Origin of the sequence: Saccharothrix sp. CB00851 (assembly GCF_001905065.1) — a bacterium.
GTDB lineage: Bacteria > Actinomycetota > Actinomycetes > Mycobacteriales > Pseudonocardiaceae > Actinosynnema.
The window spans coordinates 1-16,840 of record NZ_LWLC01000056.1 but is presented as its reverse complement, the minus strand read 5'-3'; the positions used below and the strand labels follow the sequence as shown (position 1 = coordinate 16,840).

At 72.8% G+C, this 16,840-nt stretch carries 18 protein-coding genes and 1 pseudogene; 9 read left to right on the top strand and 10 right to left on the bottom strand.

Features of this window, described 5'->3' with window-relative positions; all coding sequences use genetic code 11:
* Nucleotides 1-9: 9 nt before the first annotated feature.
* Both A6A25_RS37365 and A6A25_RS37360 read right to left on the bottom strand, forming a co-directional pair.
* The gene (locus A6A25_RS37365) at nt 10-720 is read right to left on the bottom strand and encodes a DUF5995 family protein (RefSeq protein WP_073898518.1); all 711 of its coding nucleotides are present in this window, start codon (nt 718-720) and stop codon (nt 10-12) included.
* A 215-nt stretch (nt 721-935) separates the two neighbouring features.
* On the bottom strand, nt 936-1,706 hold the full coding sequence (locus A6A25_RS37360; RefSeq protein WP_073898515.1) for a GAF and ANTAR domain-containing protein: 771 nt from the start codon (nt 1,704-1,706) through the stop codon (nt 936-938).
* 447 nt (nt 1,707-2,153) lie between these two features.
* Between A6A25_RS37360 and A6A25_RS37355 the strand changes: the two genes are divergently transcribed.
* Nucleotides 2,154-2,372: a hypothetical protein gene (locus A6A25_RS37355; protein WP_073898513.1), complete on the top strand. Its 219-nt coding sequence runs from the start codon at nt 2,154-2,156 to the stop codon at nt 2,370-2,372.
* A 424-nt stretch (nt 2,373-2,796) separates the two neighbouring features.
* Nucleotides 2,797-3,147, top strand: coding sequence for a DUF6223 family protein (locus A6A25_RS37350; RefSeq protein WP_073898511.1), 351 nt, complete (start codon nt 2,797-2,799; stop codon nt 3,145-3,147).
* A gap of 342 nt (nt 3,148-3,489) precedes the next feature.
* Here the strand turns inward: A6A25_RS37350 and A6A25_RS37345 are convergent, their stop codons facing one another.
* The 4 genes from A6A25_RS37345 to A6A25_RS37330 form a co-directional block, all read right to left on the bottom strand.
* Complete coding sequence (locus A6A25_RS37345) at nt 3,490-4,152, bottom strand: response regulator (protein WP_073898508.1); 663 nt, start codon at nt 4,150-4,152, stop codon at nt 3,490-3,492.
* A complete protein-coding gene (locus A6A25_RS37340) occupies nt 4,149-5,255 on the bottom strand; it encodes a sensor histidine kinase (RefSeq protein WP_073898503.1) in 1,107 nt (368 codons plus the stop codon). The genes A6A25_RS37345 and A6A25_RS37340 overlap by 4 nt, the downstream gene beginning before the upstream one ends.
* 62 nt (nt 5,256-5,317) lie before the next feature.
* Nucleotides 5,318-5,590 (bottom strand): GlsB/YeaQ/YmgE family stress response membrane protein, encoded by a 273-nt coding sequence (locus A6A25_RS37335; RefSeq protein WP_073898865.1) that lies wholly within the window; start codon nt 5,588-5,590, stop codon nt 5,318-5,320.
* 121 nt (nt 5,591-5,711) lie between these two features.
* Entirely contained in the window at nt 5,712-6,164 is a 453-nt protein-coding gene (locus A6A25_RS37330; RefSeq protein WP_073898501.1) for a VOC family protein, read from the bottom strand.
* Between the two features lie 557 nt (nt 6,165-6,721).
* Between A6A25_RS37330 and A6A25_RS47020 the strand changes: the two are divergent.
* Nucleotides 6,722-7,546 (top strand): annotated as a pseudogene (locus tag A6A25_RS47020) (tetratricopeptide repeat protein); the annotation flags it as partial.
* 157 nt (nt 7,547-7,703) lie between these two features.
* Entirely contained in the window at nt 7,704-8,306 is a 603-nt protein-coding gene (locus A6A25_RS37315; RefSeq protein ID WP_073898499.1) for an isochorismatase family protein, read from the top strand.
* On the opposite strand, the gene A6A25_RS37310 is transcribed toward A6A25_RS37315, so the two are convergent.
* Nucleotides 8,296-9,045, bottom strand: coding sequence for a GH12 family glycosyl hydrolase domain-containing protein (locus A6A25_RS37310; RefSeq protein ID WP_083668975.1), 750 nt, complete (start codon nt 9,043-9,045; stop codon nt 8,296-8,298). The genes A6A25_RS37315 and A6A25_RS37310 overlap by 11 nt on opposite strands.
* Nucleotides 9,046-9,267: 222 nt before the next feature.
* Between A6A25_RS37310 and A6A25_RS37305 the strand changes: the two genes are divergently transcribed.
* Nucleotides 9,268-9,852 carry an RDD family protein gene (locus tag A6A25_RS37305; RefSeq protein ID WP_241829121.1) on the top strand — a complete coding sequence of 195 codons (585 nt, stop codon included), beginning with the start codon at nt 9,268-9,270 and terminating at the stop codon, nt 9,850-9,852.
* A gap of 40 nt (nt 9,853-9,892) precedes the next feature.
* Here the strand turns inward: A6A25_RS37305 and A6A25_RS37300 are convergent, their stop codons facing one another.
* Complete coding sequence (locus tag A6A25_RS37300; RefSeq protein ID WP_073898497.1) at nt 9,893-10,819, bottom strand: NAD(P)-dependent alcohol dehydrogenase; 927 nt, start codon at nt 10,817-10,819, stop codon at nt 9,893-9,895.
* Between the two features lie 92 nt (nt 10,820-10,911).
* On the opposite strand from A6A25_RS37300, the gene A6A25_RS37295 reads away from it, so the two are divergent.
* On the top strand, nt 10,912-11,529 hold the full coding sequence (locus A6A25_RS37295; protein ID WP_241829120.1) for a TetR/AcrR family transcriptional regulator: 618 nt from the start codon (nt 10,912-10,914) through the stop codon (nt 11,527-11,529).
* A gap of 88 nt (nt 11,530-11,617) precedes the next feature.
* On the opposite strand, the gene A6A25_RS37290 is transcribed toward A6A25_RS37295, so the two are convergent.
* Together A6A25_RS37290 and pdxR are read right to left on the bottom strand one after the other, a co-directional pair.
* Nucleotides 11,618-12,709: a hypothetical protein gene (locus A6A25_RS37290; protein ID WP_143193672.1), complete on the bottom strand. Its 1,092-nt coding sequence runs from the start codon at nt 12,707-12,709 to the stop codon at nt 11,618-11,620.
* Between the two features lie 222 nt (nt 12,710-12,931).
* Nucleotides 12,932-14,371 carry a MocR-like pyridoxine biosynthesis transcription factor PdxR gene (gene pdxR, locus A6A25_RS37285; protein WP_073898861.1) on the bottom strand — a complete coding sequence of 480 codons (1,440 nt, stop codon included), beginning with the start codon at nt 14,369-14,371 and terminating at the stop codon, nt 12,932-12,934.
* A gap of 97 nt (nt 14,372-14,468) precedes the next feature.
* Between pdxR and A6A25_RS37280 the strand changes: the two genes are divergently transcribed.
* The 3 genes from A6A25_RS37280 (at nt 14,469) to A6A25_RS37270 (ending at nt 16,796) form a co-directional block, all read left to right on the top strand.
* The gene (locus A6A25_RS37280) at nt 14,469-15,074 is read left to right on the top strand and encodes a LysE family translocator (RefSeq protein WP_073898491.1); all 606 of its coding nucleotides are present in this window, start codon (nt 14,469-14,471) and stop codon (nt 15,072-15,074) included.
* A gap of 203 nt (nt 15,075-15,277) precedes the next feature.
* On the top strand, nt 15,278-15,898 hold the full coding sequence (locus A6A25_RS37275; protein WP_073898489.1) for an L-threonylcarbamoyladenylate synthase: 621 nt from the start codon (nt 15,278-15,280) through the stop codon (nt 15,896-15,898).
* A 121-nt stretch (nt 15,899-16,019) separates the two neighbouring features.
* Nucleotides 16,020-16,796 (top strand): hypothetical protein, encoded by a 777-nt coding sequence (locus A6A25_RS37270; RefSeq protein WP_073898487.1) that lies wholly within the window; start codon nt 16,020-16,022, stop codon nt 16,794-16,796.
* Nucleotides 16,797-16,840 lie beyond the last annotated feature (44 nt).

Here is a 16,840-nt window from a genome sequence, read left to right as displayed (position 1 = left end):
CCACCCGGCTCACGCGGGCGGCGGCACGACCGGCGTGAGCAGGCCCTGGCCGGTCACGGCGACGCCGGCGGCCAGGGTGGCCAGCGTGGCGTTGTAGAGCGGCGCGAGGTTGCGCTGCTGCCACAGGGTCAGCGCGGTGCCCCAGGAGACGTCCCGGCCGCGGGCGATGCTGAAGCCGGACAGGACGTGCTTGAGCTGTTCGGCCTGGGCGGTGGTCAGCTTCAGCAGCTCGGGCTCGTACTCGGCGCGGACCTCGGCCTCCACCTTGGCCAGCAGTTCGTTGACGCGCAGGTAGTCGGCGTGCACCGGCTTGGTCTGCGGCGTGGTGTGCCGTTCCTGGCAGGTGGCGTTGACGGCCAGCGCGAGGTCGTGGTTGATGTGGGCGTTCATGCCGGCCAGGGCGAACTGGATCGGCCAGACGGTGCGGTTGTCCCGTGCGTCGAACAGGGGTTTCCACGGTACCGGCGGGGTGCCCCCGGTCTGGGCGGCGTCGACCGCCTTGAAGTACAGGTCGGCGAACACCACGTCCATCCGTTCCAGGAACGGCGCGTCCTCGAAGAAGCCGTCGACGATGTTCTGCCCGACCAGTTCGGTGACGCGCAGGTACATGCGGTTGAAGCAGGCGACGCCGTCCCGGGGGTCCAACTGCCGGTCGATGGCCCGCATCCGTTCGATCACCTGTGCGACGGAGTCCGGGATCTGGGTTGGGGTGTGTGTCATGGTCCGCTCCTTGAGCGATGCGCCGTCGGGCGGCGTCGGCCGGGTCGGGCCGCCTCCCGATCGTCGCACCGCCCCACCCCGCCACCCGCCGTCCACCGCGGAGTTCAGCCCTTCACGCCACCGCGTCACCCGCCCCGGCGACGCCGGGTACCCGGTCCGGGTCCGCCCGGTCGGCCGCGGTGTCGACTTCGGCGGCCACGCGGGCCGCCGGCACGTCAGCCGTCGCCGTCGCCGTCGCCGTCGAGGATGTCGTCGACGAACCGCTCGGCGAACTCGCGCAGCTTGACGTTCTCCCGCTGGGACCGGTCGACCAGCAGCGCGAACGCCTCGTCCGCGGGCACCCGGTGCACCGCCATGACGATGCCCTTGGCCTGGTCGATGACGGCACGCGAGGTCAACGCGTGCCGCAGCTGGGCCGCCTGCCCGCGGGCGCGCAGGTAGCGGCGGGCGTGGCGCAGCGCCGCCTCCGCGGCCGTGGTGTAAGGCTCCAGCAGGGCCGCGTCGAGCGCCCGGAAGCCGTCCTTCCGCTCGCTGTAGAGGTTGAGCGAGCCGGGGGTGCCCTCGTCCACGCACAACGGCGCCGACAAGAAACCGGCGACGCCGATCCTCGCCGCCTCCGCGCCGAACCCCGGCCACCGCCGCGGCACCTCGACCGCCATCGCGTGCACGACCTGCCCGGTGCGGGCGGCGTGCAGGCACGGCCCCTCGTCGGCCCGGTACTGCGCCAGGTCCAGGTCCAGCGCCTCCTGCCGGGTCGCCGCACTCGTCACGGGTCCCTCGTCGCACAGCAGCGTGACGCTGACCATGTCCGCGCCGGGGATGGCCTGCGCCACCTGCTTGCAGATCCGGTCGAGGATGACCGCCAGGTCCTCCTCCTGGTCCAGGACCTGCGACAACCCGCCCAACGCCCCGGTGACGTCGTCCAGCCGCCGGATCAGCAGTTCGGCGACGTGGTCTTCCGCCACTCCCCGCTGCCCGCCGTCCATCCCGACCCGCCTCCTCCTCGGTGCAATCGGCCCGCTCACGGCCTCCCGTCCGGCCGCTGTCGTCTCTCTTGCCCATTTCGCGACGTCGTCACACCCGTCGGCGCGTCCGGTCCGGTGGTTCGGCCGCGCCGGTCTCCTCGGTGACGTCCTGACCGGTCGGTGCGTCATCGGTCACGGCAGGCACCTCCGGGGACTTTCCCGGCTTCGGCCGGCGCCGTGGCGCGGGACCCCGCTCGTCGGGTTCGTGCTCGGATTCGGTCATGGCCCCGGGTTACCCGCCGGTCGACCACGCCACGCCGCACGATCAGCTGATGTGGACCGTCCGGCCGTGGTTTCGGCGGCCACGCGCGGGTACTCGACCCGTACGTCGAACAGTCGGCGACACGCACCCGCGTCGCTCCGGACGACCGCCGGTCGACGCGCGTTTCGAACCCACTGGACTTCGCCATGGACAGCACACCTCGGCCCGATTGCGGTGCGATCATCACCTACCTCAACCCGGACGCCCTCGACCCGACCGCGTTCCTGCGCGGAGTCGTGATCGGGGCCTACGTGGTGGACCCGGAGACCTCGCACGCGTGGGTGCCGGTGCTGCTGCCCGACCGCACGTTGTCCGTGTTGGACACCAGGAACATCATCGAGGTGCAGGCGTCCGACGGCCCGTGACCACTATCGGGTGAGATCGAGGACACGCGGTGGCGGGAACAGTCGGCGACGCCGTGCCGTTGTACGAACTGGTCGGTGCGGTCCGTGTCCCCCGGGCCTCACCTATATCGCCTTCGCGGAACACCGTTCGGCTGGAGCCGCGTCGTGCCACTCGCCGAGAGGCGACCGCCGCGCCGACCCTCGAACCAGCCTCCGGTCGCGCTTTCCCCCAGCGCGGCCGGAGGCTGCTTTCGTGCCGGCGCCGGAGGTGAACCCGGTCTCGGTGCGGGTCACCACCCGCGTGCTCGACGCCACCGCGGTGGTAGTCCGGGCGGTGGGCGTACAACCCCGGTGGTAGGCCGATCGGCAACTCCGGCCGGACGACACCGACCACGTCCGTTCCTAGGCTTCGCTCGTATCCGTTGTCCGAGCGAAGGATTCCCCGATGGTCGTCACCGATGTCCTTGCCGCCGCCAGTGTCTACAGCTTCGGTCCCGGACGGATCGGTGCCGCGGCGGGTGCCGCGCTGGGGTTGATCGGGATCGTCGTCGGCGCGCTGGCGCTGGCCCGTCCCGGCAGTCGCCTCGGTGTGGGCACCGGGCGGCGCGGCGCCGTCCTGTCCCTGGCCGCTGGAGTGGTCGGGATGTCTCTGGGCGCCCTGGTCGTGGCCACGTCCGACGACGGCATCGGGACCGGCAACGGGCGTGGCGGCGCCTACCTGGCCCTGGTGGTGGGGCTGGTCGCCGTGGTGCTCGGCGGGCTGGCGCTGAGCCGCTCGCGCCGCGTGACCGCCTGAGGCCGGCCAGGAGCGGGCGGGGCAGCGCGGTCAGGCAGCGCGCCGTCAGGCAGCGCCGCCCCCAACGCCGCCCCCGCACCGCCGCCCCGCACCGCCACGCACCGCCGCCCCGCGCCACCTCGCACCGCCGCCCCGCACCGTCCCCACAGCACCACCCGCACCGCTGCCCCGCACCGCCCCCGCAGCACCACCCCACACCGCCACCCCGCACCGCCCCCGCAGCACCGCCTCGCACCAACGCCCCGCACCGTCCCCCAAGCGCCGCCCCGCACCGCACCCCAGCACCGCACACCCCAGCGCCGTCCCCCAGCGCCGTCAGGCAGCGGCGGTCAGGCAGTGTGGTCAGGGGCGGGCCAGCCAGCCCGGCACGGTCAGGCCCGACTCGTAGGCGAGGATCACCAGCTGGGCCCGGTCGCGGACCTGCGTCTTGGTCATGATGCGGCTGACGTGGGTCTTCGCGGTGGCAGGGCTCAGCACCAGCCGGGCCGCGATCTCGTCGTTGGACAGCCCCGCGGCGACCAGTGCCATCACCTCGCGCTCGCGATCGGTGAGCGCGGTCAGCCGCGGCTCGGGGTCGGGGTGCGTGGCGCGGGTGGCGAACTCGGCGATGAGGCGGCGGGTGATCGACGGCGCGATGAGCGCGTCGCCGCGCGCCACCACCCGCACGCCGTGGATCAGCTCGGCCGGTTCGGTGTCCTTGACCAGGAAGCCGCTCGCGCCGGCACGCAGCGCGCCGTAGACGTAGTCGTCCAGGTCGAACGTGGTCAGGATGATCACCCGGACGTTCGAGCTGGACGTGATCTCGCGGGTCGCGGCCAGTCCGTCCAGCCCGGGCATCCGGATGTCCATCAGCACCACGTCCGGTCGCACCTGCCGGGCCAGCTGCACGGCCTCGGCGCCGTCGGCTGCCTCGCCGACCACCTCGATGCCGTCCTCACCGTCCAGGATGGACCGGAAACCGGCGCGCACCAGGGTCTGGTCGTCGGCCAGCAGCAGGCGGATCACGCCGGCACCCGATCCGCGCGCAGCGGCAGGCGGGCGTGCACCCGGAAGCCGCCGTCCGGCCGCGGTTCCGCGGTCAGCGAGCCGCCCAGCGCCTGTGCCCGTTCGCGCATGCCGAGGATCCCGTTGCCGGGCGCGCCCGGTGCGCCGTCGCCGTCGTCCTCGACTTCCACGAGCACGGCGTCGTCGTCCGGTCGGACGCGGACCACGGCGGCGGTCGCGTCGGCGTGCCGCGTCACGTTGGTGAGCGCCTCCTGGACGATCCGGAACGCGGCCAGGTCGACCTCGGGCGGCAGCGGCCGGGTCTCGGCGAGTTCGACGCGGATCTCCAGCCCGGTCCGGCCCGCGGTCGTGACCAGGTCGTCGAGCCGGTTCAGGCCGGGCGGCACGTCGCCGTCCCGGCGCAACGCGTTGAGCGTGGTGCGCAGTTCGCGCAGGGTTTCCTTGCTGGTCTGCTCGATCGCGGTGAGCGCCTGCTCGGCGCGGCCGGGGTCGGGGCGGTGCAGCGCGGCGCTCGCCTGCACGTTGATCAGCGAGAGGTGGTGGCCGAGCGCGTCGTGCAGTTCCCGGGCGATGCGCAGGCGTTCCTCGGTGGCCCGTCGGCGTGCCTCTTCCTCCATCCGCTGCTCGGCGGCGAGGGCGCGGGCGCGCGCTTCGGCGAGGTAGGCGCGGCGGTTGCGCGTCACGCCGACGATGACCGCGACGAGCCAACCGGCGTGCAGGAACGTCGCGCCGTTGTTGGCCTTGGTGAAGCTGTCGGCGAAGGCGAAGGCGAGCACCGAGGCGAGACCGAGGCCGATCGCGACGGCGAGATGGCCTTCGTCGACCACGGTGTAGAGCGCCACGACGAACACGACCATGATCGGGCCGGGTTGCTGCAGCAGCGCCCCGTACGCGCCGACGGCGGCCAACGCCACGACGCCCACCGGGACCGGGTGGCGGCGCCGGAGGTACAGCGCTGCGGACGACACCAGCACGGCGGCCAGCGCGGCCCACTCGGCGGGCGTGTCGACACCGCTTGCCTGCACCAGCAGGCCCAGGAGCGCGACCAGGCCGGCGGCGAGCGCCAACGCGATGTCCGCCGTCCGGCCGCGCAGTCCCGCCATGCGCCGAAGCCTAACCTCCCGCCCGTGAGCGGGAGGTCAGGTCGGCGTGGTCGGGCTCCGGGTCAGGAGACGCGTTTGCGCGTGTAGACGCCCGCCGCCAGGCTGACGCCACCCGCGGCGAGGGCGATCTGGATGATCACCTCGATCCAGTCGATGCCGCGGGTGTCGCCCACACCGAGCGCGTTGGCGATGAAGGTGCCGATGACGGCGGCGACGATGCCGACCAGAATGGTGAGCCAGATCGGGATGCTCTGCTTGCCGGGCAGCACGAGTCGACCCAGAGCGCCGATGATCAGGCCCACGACGAGGGCGCTGATGATTCCGGAGACGGTCACGTTCACTCCTTAGAGTCAAGTGAGCCTCAGGTACCCGATCACCGCGCGACTCACTCCTCCGAGACCGCCCCGCGCCGCTGCCGTGCCGTGCCGTGCCGTGCCGTGCCGTGCCGTAACGACGCTACGACGCGCAGAACTCGTTGCCCTCGGGGTCCCGCATGACCCACCAGTGCCCGGCGGGCCCCTGGTCGTACTCGCGGACGCGGGTCGCGCCGAGCCCTTCCAGCCGGGCCACCAGCGCGTCGAGCCCGCCGGGCTCGCTGTGGATGTCGATGTGCAGCCGGTTCTTGACGGTCTTGGCCTCCGGCACGTCCTGGAACAGCAGCCGCCGGCCCCGGCCGACACCGCTGGTCGGGTCGAACGGGTCGTCGGGGTGGCGGATGGCGGCGTAGCCGCGGAAGTTCTTGCGGCCGTTGTGCTCGATGACCGCTTCCTCCCCGAGGTGCCCCGCGGCCAGCAGTTGCCCGATGAGCGCGCTGGGGTCCTCCACCTCGTACTCCAGGGCCGCGGCCCAGAAGTCCGCGAGGACGGGCGCGTTCTCCGTGTCGATGACCAGCTTCCAGCTCAGTGCCATGTAACCGGTTATATCGGTTACACGGCGGGTGCGCAACCGGACGGGCGCGCGGTGCTCGGCGGACGGGTGCCGGTTCGTCGCGCCCGGGATCGGGCCTCGCCGACGAGGTCGTGGACGCCGCCACCACGGCCAGGGAGGCACTGCGGTGGCTGGAGCGGACGGGGGACGACGTCCTGCTAGTGCTGGACAACGCGGTGGACGTCGACGCCCTGTCGCCGTGGCTGCCGCGCCGCGGGCCCGCCCAGATCGTGATCACCACGACGAACCACGACTTCACCATTCTCGGCGGTGCGGTGCCGGTGGACGTGTTCGAGCCCGCCGAAGCGGTGGCGTTCCTGTGCGCGCGAGCCGACCGGGAACCCGATCCGGACGCCGAGGCGCTCGCCGCCGAACTCGGCAGGCACCCGCTGGCCCTCGCCCAGGCGGGCTGGGTGATCCGCAGGCGCAAGCTGCCCTTCGCCGACCACCTGGCACGGGTCCGGGCGTCGTCGCTCGACGCCGTGCTCGCGCAGGTGCCGGGGGACGACTACCCGCTCAGCGTGCAGGAAGCCGTCCTCATGGCCATCGCCGAGGTGGAGGACCCCACCGGCGCGGCGAAGCGGGTGCTGGACTTCCTGTGCGTCGCCGCCGCGTCCGGCGTCCGGCGGGACCTGCTGCGCTCGCTGTCCGCCGACGACGCCGACGACGCCCTGGGCACGTTGGCCTGGGCGTCGCTCATCGGCTTCGACGTCAGCGGTGAGACCGTCACGATGCACCGGCTCAACCGCCGGGTGGTGCTCGACCGCGCCCGTCGTGACGGCAGGCTCGTGGAGATCGCCCGCGACGCGGTCGCCGTGCTGCTGGAGGCGACCCGGCGGGACGACGCGGGCCTCGACCTGGTCGATCACATCGCCGGTGCGTGGGCGGTGCTCCGGGACGCGCGGGTCGACCGGTCGGACGCCCTGCGGGTCCGGCGGTGGAGCGTGAGCCGCGTCCTGGACTCCGGCGACCACGCGCGGTCGGTCGCGCTGGCCGAGGAGGTCGCGGCGGACCACCGGGAGGCGCTGCCGCCCGACCACCCCGACGTCGGAAAGAGCCTCGGTCTCCTGCGCCACGCCTACGTCTCCGCGTCGCGGTACGACGAGGCGATCGGGCTGGCGGAGCAACGGCACCGCGACCACGCCGATCGCCACGGCGGGGACCACCCGCTCACCCTCCGGGCGAGGAACACGCTGGGCTACCTGTCCGAGGTGGGCGGCAGGCTGGAGCGCGCCGAAGAGCTGCACCGGGCGAACCTGGTCGACGCGGCGCGGGTGTGCGGGCCGGACGACCAGCTCGTGCTGAAGGCCCGCATCAACCTGGCGAGCGCCTGCCGGTCGATGGGCCGCACGGACGAGGCGGTCGCGCTGTTCGAGGAGAACCTGAGGGAGAACGTCCGCGTCCACGGCGAGCGGCACCCGTCCACGGTGACTCGGCCGCCGTCGCCCCTGGCACACTGGCCGGGGCCCGGCCTCGTCCGGAGAGGTCGTCCGATCGGGAGGAAAGCGCCGTGGTGCGGGCATGAGACCGGCGCTGGTGATCGTGGACTTGCAGGAGATGCTGGTCCCGCTCGTCTGGCGCGGCGAGGAGTTGGTCGACCGCGTCGCCGCGCTGGCACGCGAGGCGCGGCGCGGTGGCGTGCCGGTGGTCGCGTTGCGGCAGGTCGGGGACCGCGGCACGGAGTTCGACCCCGAAGCTCCCGGCACCCGGATCAGTGCGCGGTTGGGGCTGCGGCCGACCGACGTCGTGGTGGACAAGACGGCCACCGACGCGTTCTACCGCACCGATCTCGCGGCCGTGCTCGCCGAACGGGACGTCGACACCGTCGTGCTCACCGGCCTGGCCACCGACTACTGCGTGGACGCGACCGCGCGGTCGGCGGTGAGCCGCGGGCTGGACGTCGTGCTGGTCGGCGACGGCCACGCACCGGCCGCCGGCGGCGATCCCGACGCGGGCTTGACCGCCGAGCAGGTCATCGCCCACCACAACCGGATCCTCGGCACGGCCGTCCACCCGGGCGGGTCGGTGCGCGTGGTCGCGGCGGCGGACGTCGTCTTCGCGCGGCCGGGGGTCGGTCCGGGTGGCGGCCCGGACCGACCCGGAGGCGGTGCGGTCAGCCGCTGACCGAGGCGGAGAAGTTGTTGACCGCCAGGCCGACGCCGCCGTTCCACGGCTCGAAACCGGCCTGGATGCTGGTCAGGTACCACGACGAGGTGATCGCGCCGCGGTTGCGGACGTCGTTGATGAAGTCGAGCACGTTGAACGACCACGACGTGATCGGCGACGGCGCGACGTAGGAGATCACGTTGTTGGCGCCGTTGCTGCCGCGCCAGACCTGCCAGCTGCGGCCGCCGATGGTGGTGTTGCCCACGGCGCTGCCGATCGGCTGGATCGGGCCCTGGCGGTTGAACCAGATCATGATCTCCATCTGGTTGACGCCGTTGGTCTTGGGCGTGGGGTCGAGCCAGATGTCGTAGGAGGCGTTGTAGGTGCCGCCGGCATAGCTGTAGTTGATCGAGGACCACGCGCTGCGGATCCGGCTGACCTGCATCGGCAGGTTGGTGCTCGGCGAGCAGTTGGTGTAGTGGCAGCCGAGGAACACCGACGGGTACGACAGCGGTGCGCCGTTGGTCGGTGCCGAGCCCTGCTGCTGGGTGATGCGGAAACCGGTGGAGGTGACGTTGATGCACTGGGTCGCCGACGTGCCCCAGCGGTTGTTCTGGACCACGTAGCGGCCCTGGATGGTGGTCGATCCGTACTGCTGGCAGATCGTGGTGTCGGCTTGGGCCGGCCCGGCTGCGGCGACGACCGCGGAGGCGGCCATCAGCCCGGCGAGCACGAGGGCGCGGACGGTGCTTCGCATGGAACTCCTTCCGAAGGGTCCACGACGGCGGGGATCTCCTGGGAGCGCTCCCAGGGTAGCCCGGAACCATCCCGCTCGCATACCTCGGACGAAGATGCGACCGGGCGACGCCGACGGTTCCGCGCGGCGATGGTCGTCGCGGTCCTGACTCGCCCACCCGCCGAACGCCCGGTCGCCCAAGATCCCGCGTACACCGCCCGCCGCTATTCGAGGTCGTGCAGAATGTGCCCGGTCCCGAACCGACTGGAGGACGTCGTGGCCGCTCCCGGCATCAACCGGCCGCCGACCAGGCTGGAGCTCGTCCGCACCGAGATGACACCGATCCTCGGGCCACGGGCCGCCGCGCGCATCGAGCCGTTCGGCGACGGCACCCTGTACATCCGGGCCGGTGCGCTGCGCCAGCTGTTCGCGTGGCTGGTCGACTTCGTGGTCTTCCTGCTCGTGGTCGGCCTCGGCCTGGTGATCGTCAGCGTGCCCTACAGCTCGGGGGCCGTCGACGACAACCAGCTGGTCGTGTTCTTCCTCGTGACACCGCTGGCCGCGCCCCTGCTGTACGGCCTGTGCTACGGCAATGGCCGTGCCCTCGGCGCGGTGCTCACCGGCACCCAGCTGGTGCGGTTGTCCAACGGCGGCCGGGTCGGGTGGAAGGCGCCGTGGGCGATGATGGTCCGCACCGTCCTGCTGCCGTTGCTGATCGGCACGTTCGTCGTCGGCGCGGCCGCCGGCGGCTCACCGCCCGGATCACCGGTCCGGGTCAGCATCGACCGCCGGGACACCGGTCGACTGCGGGCCGCCGGTCACCGGTAGCCCGAGCCGCACGCAGTCCACAGTGGACGGGTAGGTCCGATCACCCGATCCGGAGCACGTGCTTGCCGCGCACCCCACCGGCTTCCAGCGCGCGGTGTGCCGCGGCGACGTCGGCGAGCGGGTGGACGGCGTCGACCACCGGCCGGACCGCACCGCTCTCGACCAGCGCGGCGAGGTCGGCGAACAGCTCCGTCTTCGGGTTGCCGCTGAAGAACCGGACGCGGCGCGGGCCGAACACCGCGGACCCGAGCAGGTAGCCGACGTCGGCGGCGGAGCGGAACGCGATGCCGACCATGCGGCCGCCGGGTCCGAGCAGACGGCGGTACGCGGCGGGCGTGCTGCCGCGGGCGTCGAGGACGACGTCGAAGCGGCCGAGGTCGGCCGGGTCGGTGCGGTAGTCGATCGCCTCGTCGGCGCCGAGTTCGCGGACGAAGTCGAGCGTCGCCTTGCCCGCCAACGCGGTGACGTGCGCGCCGTAGGCCTTGCCCAGCTGCACGGCGACGCTGCCCACTCCCCCGCTCGCGCCGCGCACCAGCAGCCGTTCACCCCGGCGCAGCCGTGCCTTGTCGCGCAGGGCGGTGATCGCGGTGGTGCCGACGCCCGGCAGTGCGGCGGCCTGGACCAGGTCGAGGCCGGCGGGACTGGGCGCGAGTTGGCGCGGGTGCACGACGACGTACTCGGCGGCGCTGCCGAACCGGCCGCGCGGCAGTCCGCCCCACACGTGCGTGCCCGGTGCGAAACCGGGGCCGGACACGACCTCGCCCGCGAAGTCGATGCCCACCCGCTTGGGGAACTTCCGGCCGAGCAGGAACTTCAGCCCTCCCGACCGGCCCATCAGCTCGCCGCCGTTGACGCTGGCCGCGTGGACGCGGACCAGGACGTACCCCGGTCGGACCTCCGGGTCGGGCACGGTGCCCTCGTACAAGACCTCCGGCGGCCCGTACCGGTCGAACAGCGCTGCGCGCATCCCTCACCTCTCACACAAGTGGAAGCTGCCTTCCACTTCGACGCTAACACGGGAAGCGGAAGGGTCGTTCCACTTGGGCTAAAGTGAGAGGCGTGGCCGGTGAGACGACTCAGTTGCGCGTGGACGCACGCCAGAACCGCGACCGCATCGTGGCCTCGGCGCGGGAGACGTTCGCCGCCGACGGGCTGGACGTGTCGATGACCGAGATCGCCCGCCGGGCCGGGGTGGGCGTGGCCACCCTCTACCGCCGCTTCCCCACCAAGGACGCGCTGGTCCGGGAGGTGTTCGCGGAGCAGCTCGAAGCCTGCACGGGCGAGGTGCGCAGGGCCGCGGAGGACCCCGACCCGTGGCGCGGCTTCTGCCGGGCGGTGGAGAAGCTGTGCGAGATGCAGGCCAGGGACCGGGGGTTCAGCGCGGCGTTCCTGACCGCGTTCCCGGAAGCGGTGCCGGTGGACGAGCTGCGCGCGGTGGCCGAGGAGGCGTTCGCCGGGGTGGTGGCGCGGGCCAAGGCGACGGGCAGGCTGCGGCCCGACTTCACCACCGACGACCTGACGCTCGTGCTGATGGCCAACAACGGCCTGGCCACCGACTCGGTGGAAACCTCGGTTGCCGCCTCACGACGGCTGGTCGCCTACTTCCTGCAGGCGTTCCAGGCGCGCGACCCGCTACCCCCGCCGGTCCGCCTCGGCCTGCGCGACGCTCTCGGCTGAGCGCCCGCGCGGGCGCGGGGAGCCCCTGTCCCGCAGCCGGCCCGTCGGCGGGCGGGGGCCGGCATCGGTCCGGTCCCCGCCCCACCCGTCAGCGCAGGCTCCACTCCCGCGCCAGCTCGGCGGCCAGCCCGAGGTTCGCCGCCGCGGCGTCCTCGCTGCGCCGGCCGTACCCGCACGCGGCGGCGACGCCGACCACCGGCGCACCCAGCGCCTCCTCGGTGAGCCGCAGCGCCTCGCGCGTCTGCTCGGGGTGGTCCTCGGCGACCACGCCCGCGATGACGTCCACCCCGGGCCGCAGGCGCCGCAGTTCGTCGTAGAACGCGGGATCGGTGGGCGGCGGGCTGTCACCGCTGGTCACCGGCAGGTGCACGGTCGGCATCGGGGCCCCGCGCCCGTCCAGCGCCTCGGCCAGCGCGTTGAGGAACCGCACCGCCGCCGTCAAGTCCTCCGGGACGAACACCGGCTCGTGCTCCAGGTCGCCGTAGCACAGGTGCAGCACCCACCGGGTGAGCGGCGCGGCGGCCAGCACCTCGGCGACCTGGCAGGAGAGGTCGGCGGTCAGCATCGGCCACGCCTCCGGCGGGGTGAGGTGGTAGGCCACCAGCACGGCGGGCGTCTCCAGCTGCAGCTGCAGCCGGTCACCCCACCGGGCGACCAGCTCGGTCACCTCGTGCACCACCGCGGTCTGCATGGTGGGCAGCCACTCGCGGGCGGCGTCGATCGAACCGAACGCGAATGCCGCGAGGTCCAGCGCGTTGGGGATGCCCACCTGCACGCGCAGCGGTTCACCGGTTCGTGTGTCGGACAGGCGGTCCAGCGCCGCGAACGCCGCCTCGGCCTGCTCGACGCGGGACAGGCCGACCTCCTCCGCGCACAGCCGCTGACCCGGCCGGACTCGGTAGTACGGCATGTCGTCGTAGCCGCGGCTCGCGCCACCGCGCACCTGTTCGAGCGACGGCACGGAGGACATGTGGTGGGTGAGCCAGTCGATGATCCACCGCGGGTCGCGGTCGGACGGCAACGCGGTCAGCGCGGCGTCGCCCCGGTGCCGGAGGAACCAGTCCATGGCGGTGGCGGGGTCGTCGCACAGCGGGCGCGGCAGCGAGCCGACGAGGTGGACGGGCAGCGGACGGCGGTCCTGCTCTCGATCCGAGGTTTTCGTGGGTGCCTGTGCTGTCATGAGTGGTGTTCTGCTTTCGCGACAAAGAACGTGGAGTGCCCGGGAGTGCCGCAGGATCTCCGCGCCCGACCTCCCGACGTCCACCTCATCGTGACCCGACCGCACCACTACGTCCACTTAGGATGATCAACAAAAGCCGACCGTGGACATCATCCACGCGATAGTGTGATTCCCGCTGACGGTAAGGTATTCCTGAGGTTTCATCGGAATCACCGTTACCGTTCAACGGAGGGCGTCCGCGATGGCGGCGATGCCGTCGGCGATGTCGGTCGGCGCGCTCGCGCCGTAGCCGAGGACCAGCCCGGGTCGGCCGGGCCGCTGCCGGTGCCACGACAACGGCTGCGCCTTCACCCCGCGGGCGAGCGCCGCGGCGGCGAGGTCGGTGTCGGACACGCCGTCGTCGAAGGTGATCAGCAGGTGCAGCCCGGCGGCGGCGCCGTGCACGACCGCGCCGGGCAGGTGCCGCCCGATCGCCGCGATCATGGCGTCACGCCTGCCGCGGTGGCGTCGGCGCGCGAACCGCAGGTGCCGCTCCAGTTCGCCGGAGTCCATCAGCTGGGCCAGGACCAGTTGCGGCAGCACGGCGTTGCCCAGGTCGGCGTACCGCTTCGCCTCCACCACGCGGTCCCGGTACGCGCCCGGCACGAGCAGCCACCCCACCCGCAGCGCCGGTGCGAGCACTTTGGACACGCTTCCGGCGTACGCGACGCGTTCGGGCAGCACGGAACGCAGTGCGGGCACGGGTGGCCTGTCGTAGCGGTGCTCGGCGTCGTAGTCGTCCTCGATGACGAGACCACCCTCGTCGGCCCACCGCACCAGCTCTCGCCGCCGCGCACCGCCGAGCACCACGCCGGTCGGGAACTGGTGCGCCGGGGTCAGCAGCACGGCGGGCGCTCCCCCGGCGCGCAACTCGTCCACCCGGATGCCCTCGCCGTCCACCGGGACGGGTGGTGTGTCGACGTTCCAGTTGCGCAAGTGCTGGCGGGCGCCGAGTGATCCCGGGTCCTCCACGGCGACTTCGGTGAGTCCGTCGGCGCGCAGCACCTGGGCGAGCAGGCTGAGCGCTTGGGCGACGCCGGCGACGACCACGACCTCGTCGGGGTCGACGCGGACACCCCGGTAGCGGGCCAGCCACCGCGCGACCGCGTGCCGCAGCGCCGGCGTGCCGCGTGGGTCGCCGTAGCCGAAGTCGGGCGTCGACAGGGTGCGCAGGACGGCGCGTTCGGCACGCAGCCAGGCGGTGCGCGGGAACGCGGTCAGGTCCGGCACGCCGGGCGACAGGTCGATCCGCGCGGGCACGGCGCGCAAGGCGTCGAAGGCATCCGCACCGGGTGGCCGCGCGAAGACCCCACCGGGGGCCGGCGTCCGCCCGGGTACCGCGGCCCGGCGCGGCCCCGGTGGTGGTGCGGACACCACCACCGTGCCCGCCCGGCCGCGTCCGCTCACGTGACCGTCCTCCGCGAGCCGTTGGTACGCCTCGGTCACCACGCCGCGGGACACGCGCAGTTCGGCCGCCAGGACCCTGGTCGCGGGCAACCGGCTCCCGACCGGCAGCCGGCCGTCCGTGATCGCCTCCCGCAGCCGCCCGGTCAGCCAGTCCGCCCGACCGCCCGCCGGTGCGTCACCGATGTCGAGCTGGAGGAAGTCCGCTCCCGCGGTTATGGCCCTGTCAGGCCGGCTCGGATTGGACCTGTTCACCGGACCAGTCTGTCACCAGGGTGGACGGCATGAACCGCGCCACCACCACGGGACGCACCCGGTGACCGTCGAATTCCTGCTCACGTCGCTCGTCATCGTCGCCACGCCCGGCACCGGCGTGCTCTACACGACCGCGGCCGGTCTCGCCGGTGGCTCGCGCGCCGCCGCGATCGCCGCCGTCGGCTGCACGCTGGGCATCGTGCCGCACCTGCTCGCCGCGCTGACCGGGCTGGCCGCGCTGCTGAACGCGAGCACGCCCGCGTTCCAGGCCCTCAAGTACCTCGGCGTCGCCTACCTGTTCTACCTGGCGTGGAGCACGATCCGCGACAAGTCCGCGCTCACCGTCGACCAGGGCGCACCACAGCGCTCGGTGACGCGGGTCGTGTCGTCCGGGATCATGGTGAACCTGCTCAACCCCAAGCTGACGATCTTCTTCTTCGCGTTCCTGCCGCAGTTCGCCCGGCCGGGCGAACCGGGCACCGTCGCGCGCATGGTCGAGCTGAGCGCGGTGTTCATGGCGCTCACGTTCGTCGTCTTCGTCGGCTACGGCTGGTTCGCCGCCGCCGTCCGCGACCACATCGTCGGGAGGCCCGTCGTCCAGACGTGGCTGCGGCGCGGTTTCGCGGGCGCGTTCGTGGCCCTCGGCGCGATGCTCGCGCTCACCTGACCCGGCGAGCGCGTCTACCGGACGACCAGTGCCGCGACCGGCAGCGTTCGCCCCGTGTTCCGCCGGTCGGACGGGTGGATCGCGGTGCCGGCCCCACGTCCTCATCCTGGTCGAATGGGGGCGTGGGGCCGGTGCCGCGAGGCGCCCCGCCGAGCGCCGGAAGACGCGGTGAAGGTTGCCGGTCGTGGCACTAGGCTCCCCGCATGGCCAGGTACTTCGACGTGCACCCGGTGAACCCGCAGCGCAGGTCCATCGACCAAGCGGTGGAGCTGATCAAGTCGGATGGCCTGATCGCCTACCCGACCGACTCCTGCTACGCGCTGGGCTGCCGGCTGGGCAACAAGGCGGGCCTGGACCGGATCCGGCAGATCCGGCACCTGGACGACCGGCACCACTTCACGCTCATGTGCCGCGACTTCGCCCAGCTCGGGCAGTTCGTGCACGTGGACAACGCGGTGTTCCGGGCGATCAAGGCGGCGACGCCGGGCAGCTACACGTTCATCCTCCCGGCGACCACCGAGGTGCCGCGCCGGTTGATGCACGCGAAGAAGAAGACCGTGGGCGCGCGCATCCCGGACCACCCGGTGGCGCAGGCGCTGCTGGCGCAGCTCGGCGAACCGCTGCTGTCCAGCACGCTGCTGCTGCCCGACCAGGAGGAACCGCTGGTCCACGGCTGGGACATCAAGGAACGGCTGGACCACGTGGTGGACGCGGTGCTGGACGCGGGTGACTGCGGGACCGTGCCGACCACCGTGGTCGACTTCTCGCAGGGCGAGCCGGAGGTCCTCCGGCACGGCGCGGGCGACCCGTCCCGGTTCGAGTAGGGCCCGCGAACGCCGCGCAGAGCCCGCGAACGGCTCAGCGGCGTTGGGCCACCCAGGGCTATGGGAGCGTTCCCAGAGCCGATAGCTTCCTGCTGCCCCCTCAGCGCAGAAGGAGCTACCCGTGCGGAAACGGTTGTCCACGGCGGTCCTCGCCGCCCTGCTGTCGGTCGTCGCCCTCCCGGTCGCGGACGCCGCCGGTCCGACCCATGATCACCGGCTCAGGACGTGCGAGCGGGCCGGCCTGCTGTTCTGCGAGGACTTCCAGCACGTGCCCACGGGCGCGGGTACCAGCCTGAAGTGGGGTGTGGACACCCGCAACGGCTCGTTGGAGGTCGAACGCGACCGGCGCGGCCAGAAGGTGCTGCACGTGCGGGCCGAGGGCAACGGCCGGGCGTTCCTCAAGGTGGACGACTTCGCCGCGCCGGGCAACAGCTTCTACGGCCGGGTCCGGGTGCGCGTCGAGGCTTTCCCGGACGCGCCGGACTGGGCGCACTACACGTTGGTCGAGGCCACCGGTGACGGTCCGGAGGTCGTGCGCCCGCTGGGCGGCCAGTACGTGCCCACGCTGGACAAGGCGCTGTGGGGTGTCGGCGCGGACGGCGGCCCGACCGGCGACTGGACGAACTGGCGCGAGTCGGCGCCGTCGAAGGCCGGTGTGTGGCAGTGCGTCGAGTGGCGGATGGACGCCTCGGACAACCGGATCACGCTGTGGTTCGACGGCGTGCCCAACCCGGACCTGACCGTCTCGACCCGTGAGCACGGCGGCAACCAGGTCGACTTCCTGTTCCCGAAATTCGACACGGTCAAGCTGGGCTGGCAGCTCTACCAGCCCAACGAGGGCAGCTACGACATCTGGCTGGACGACATCGCGCTCGGCACCGAGCGCATCGGCTGCTAGGCGGCGTCTCCTAATTGTGGGAAGCGGTGCGGCAGATCATGATC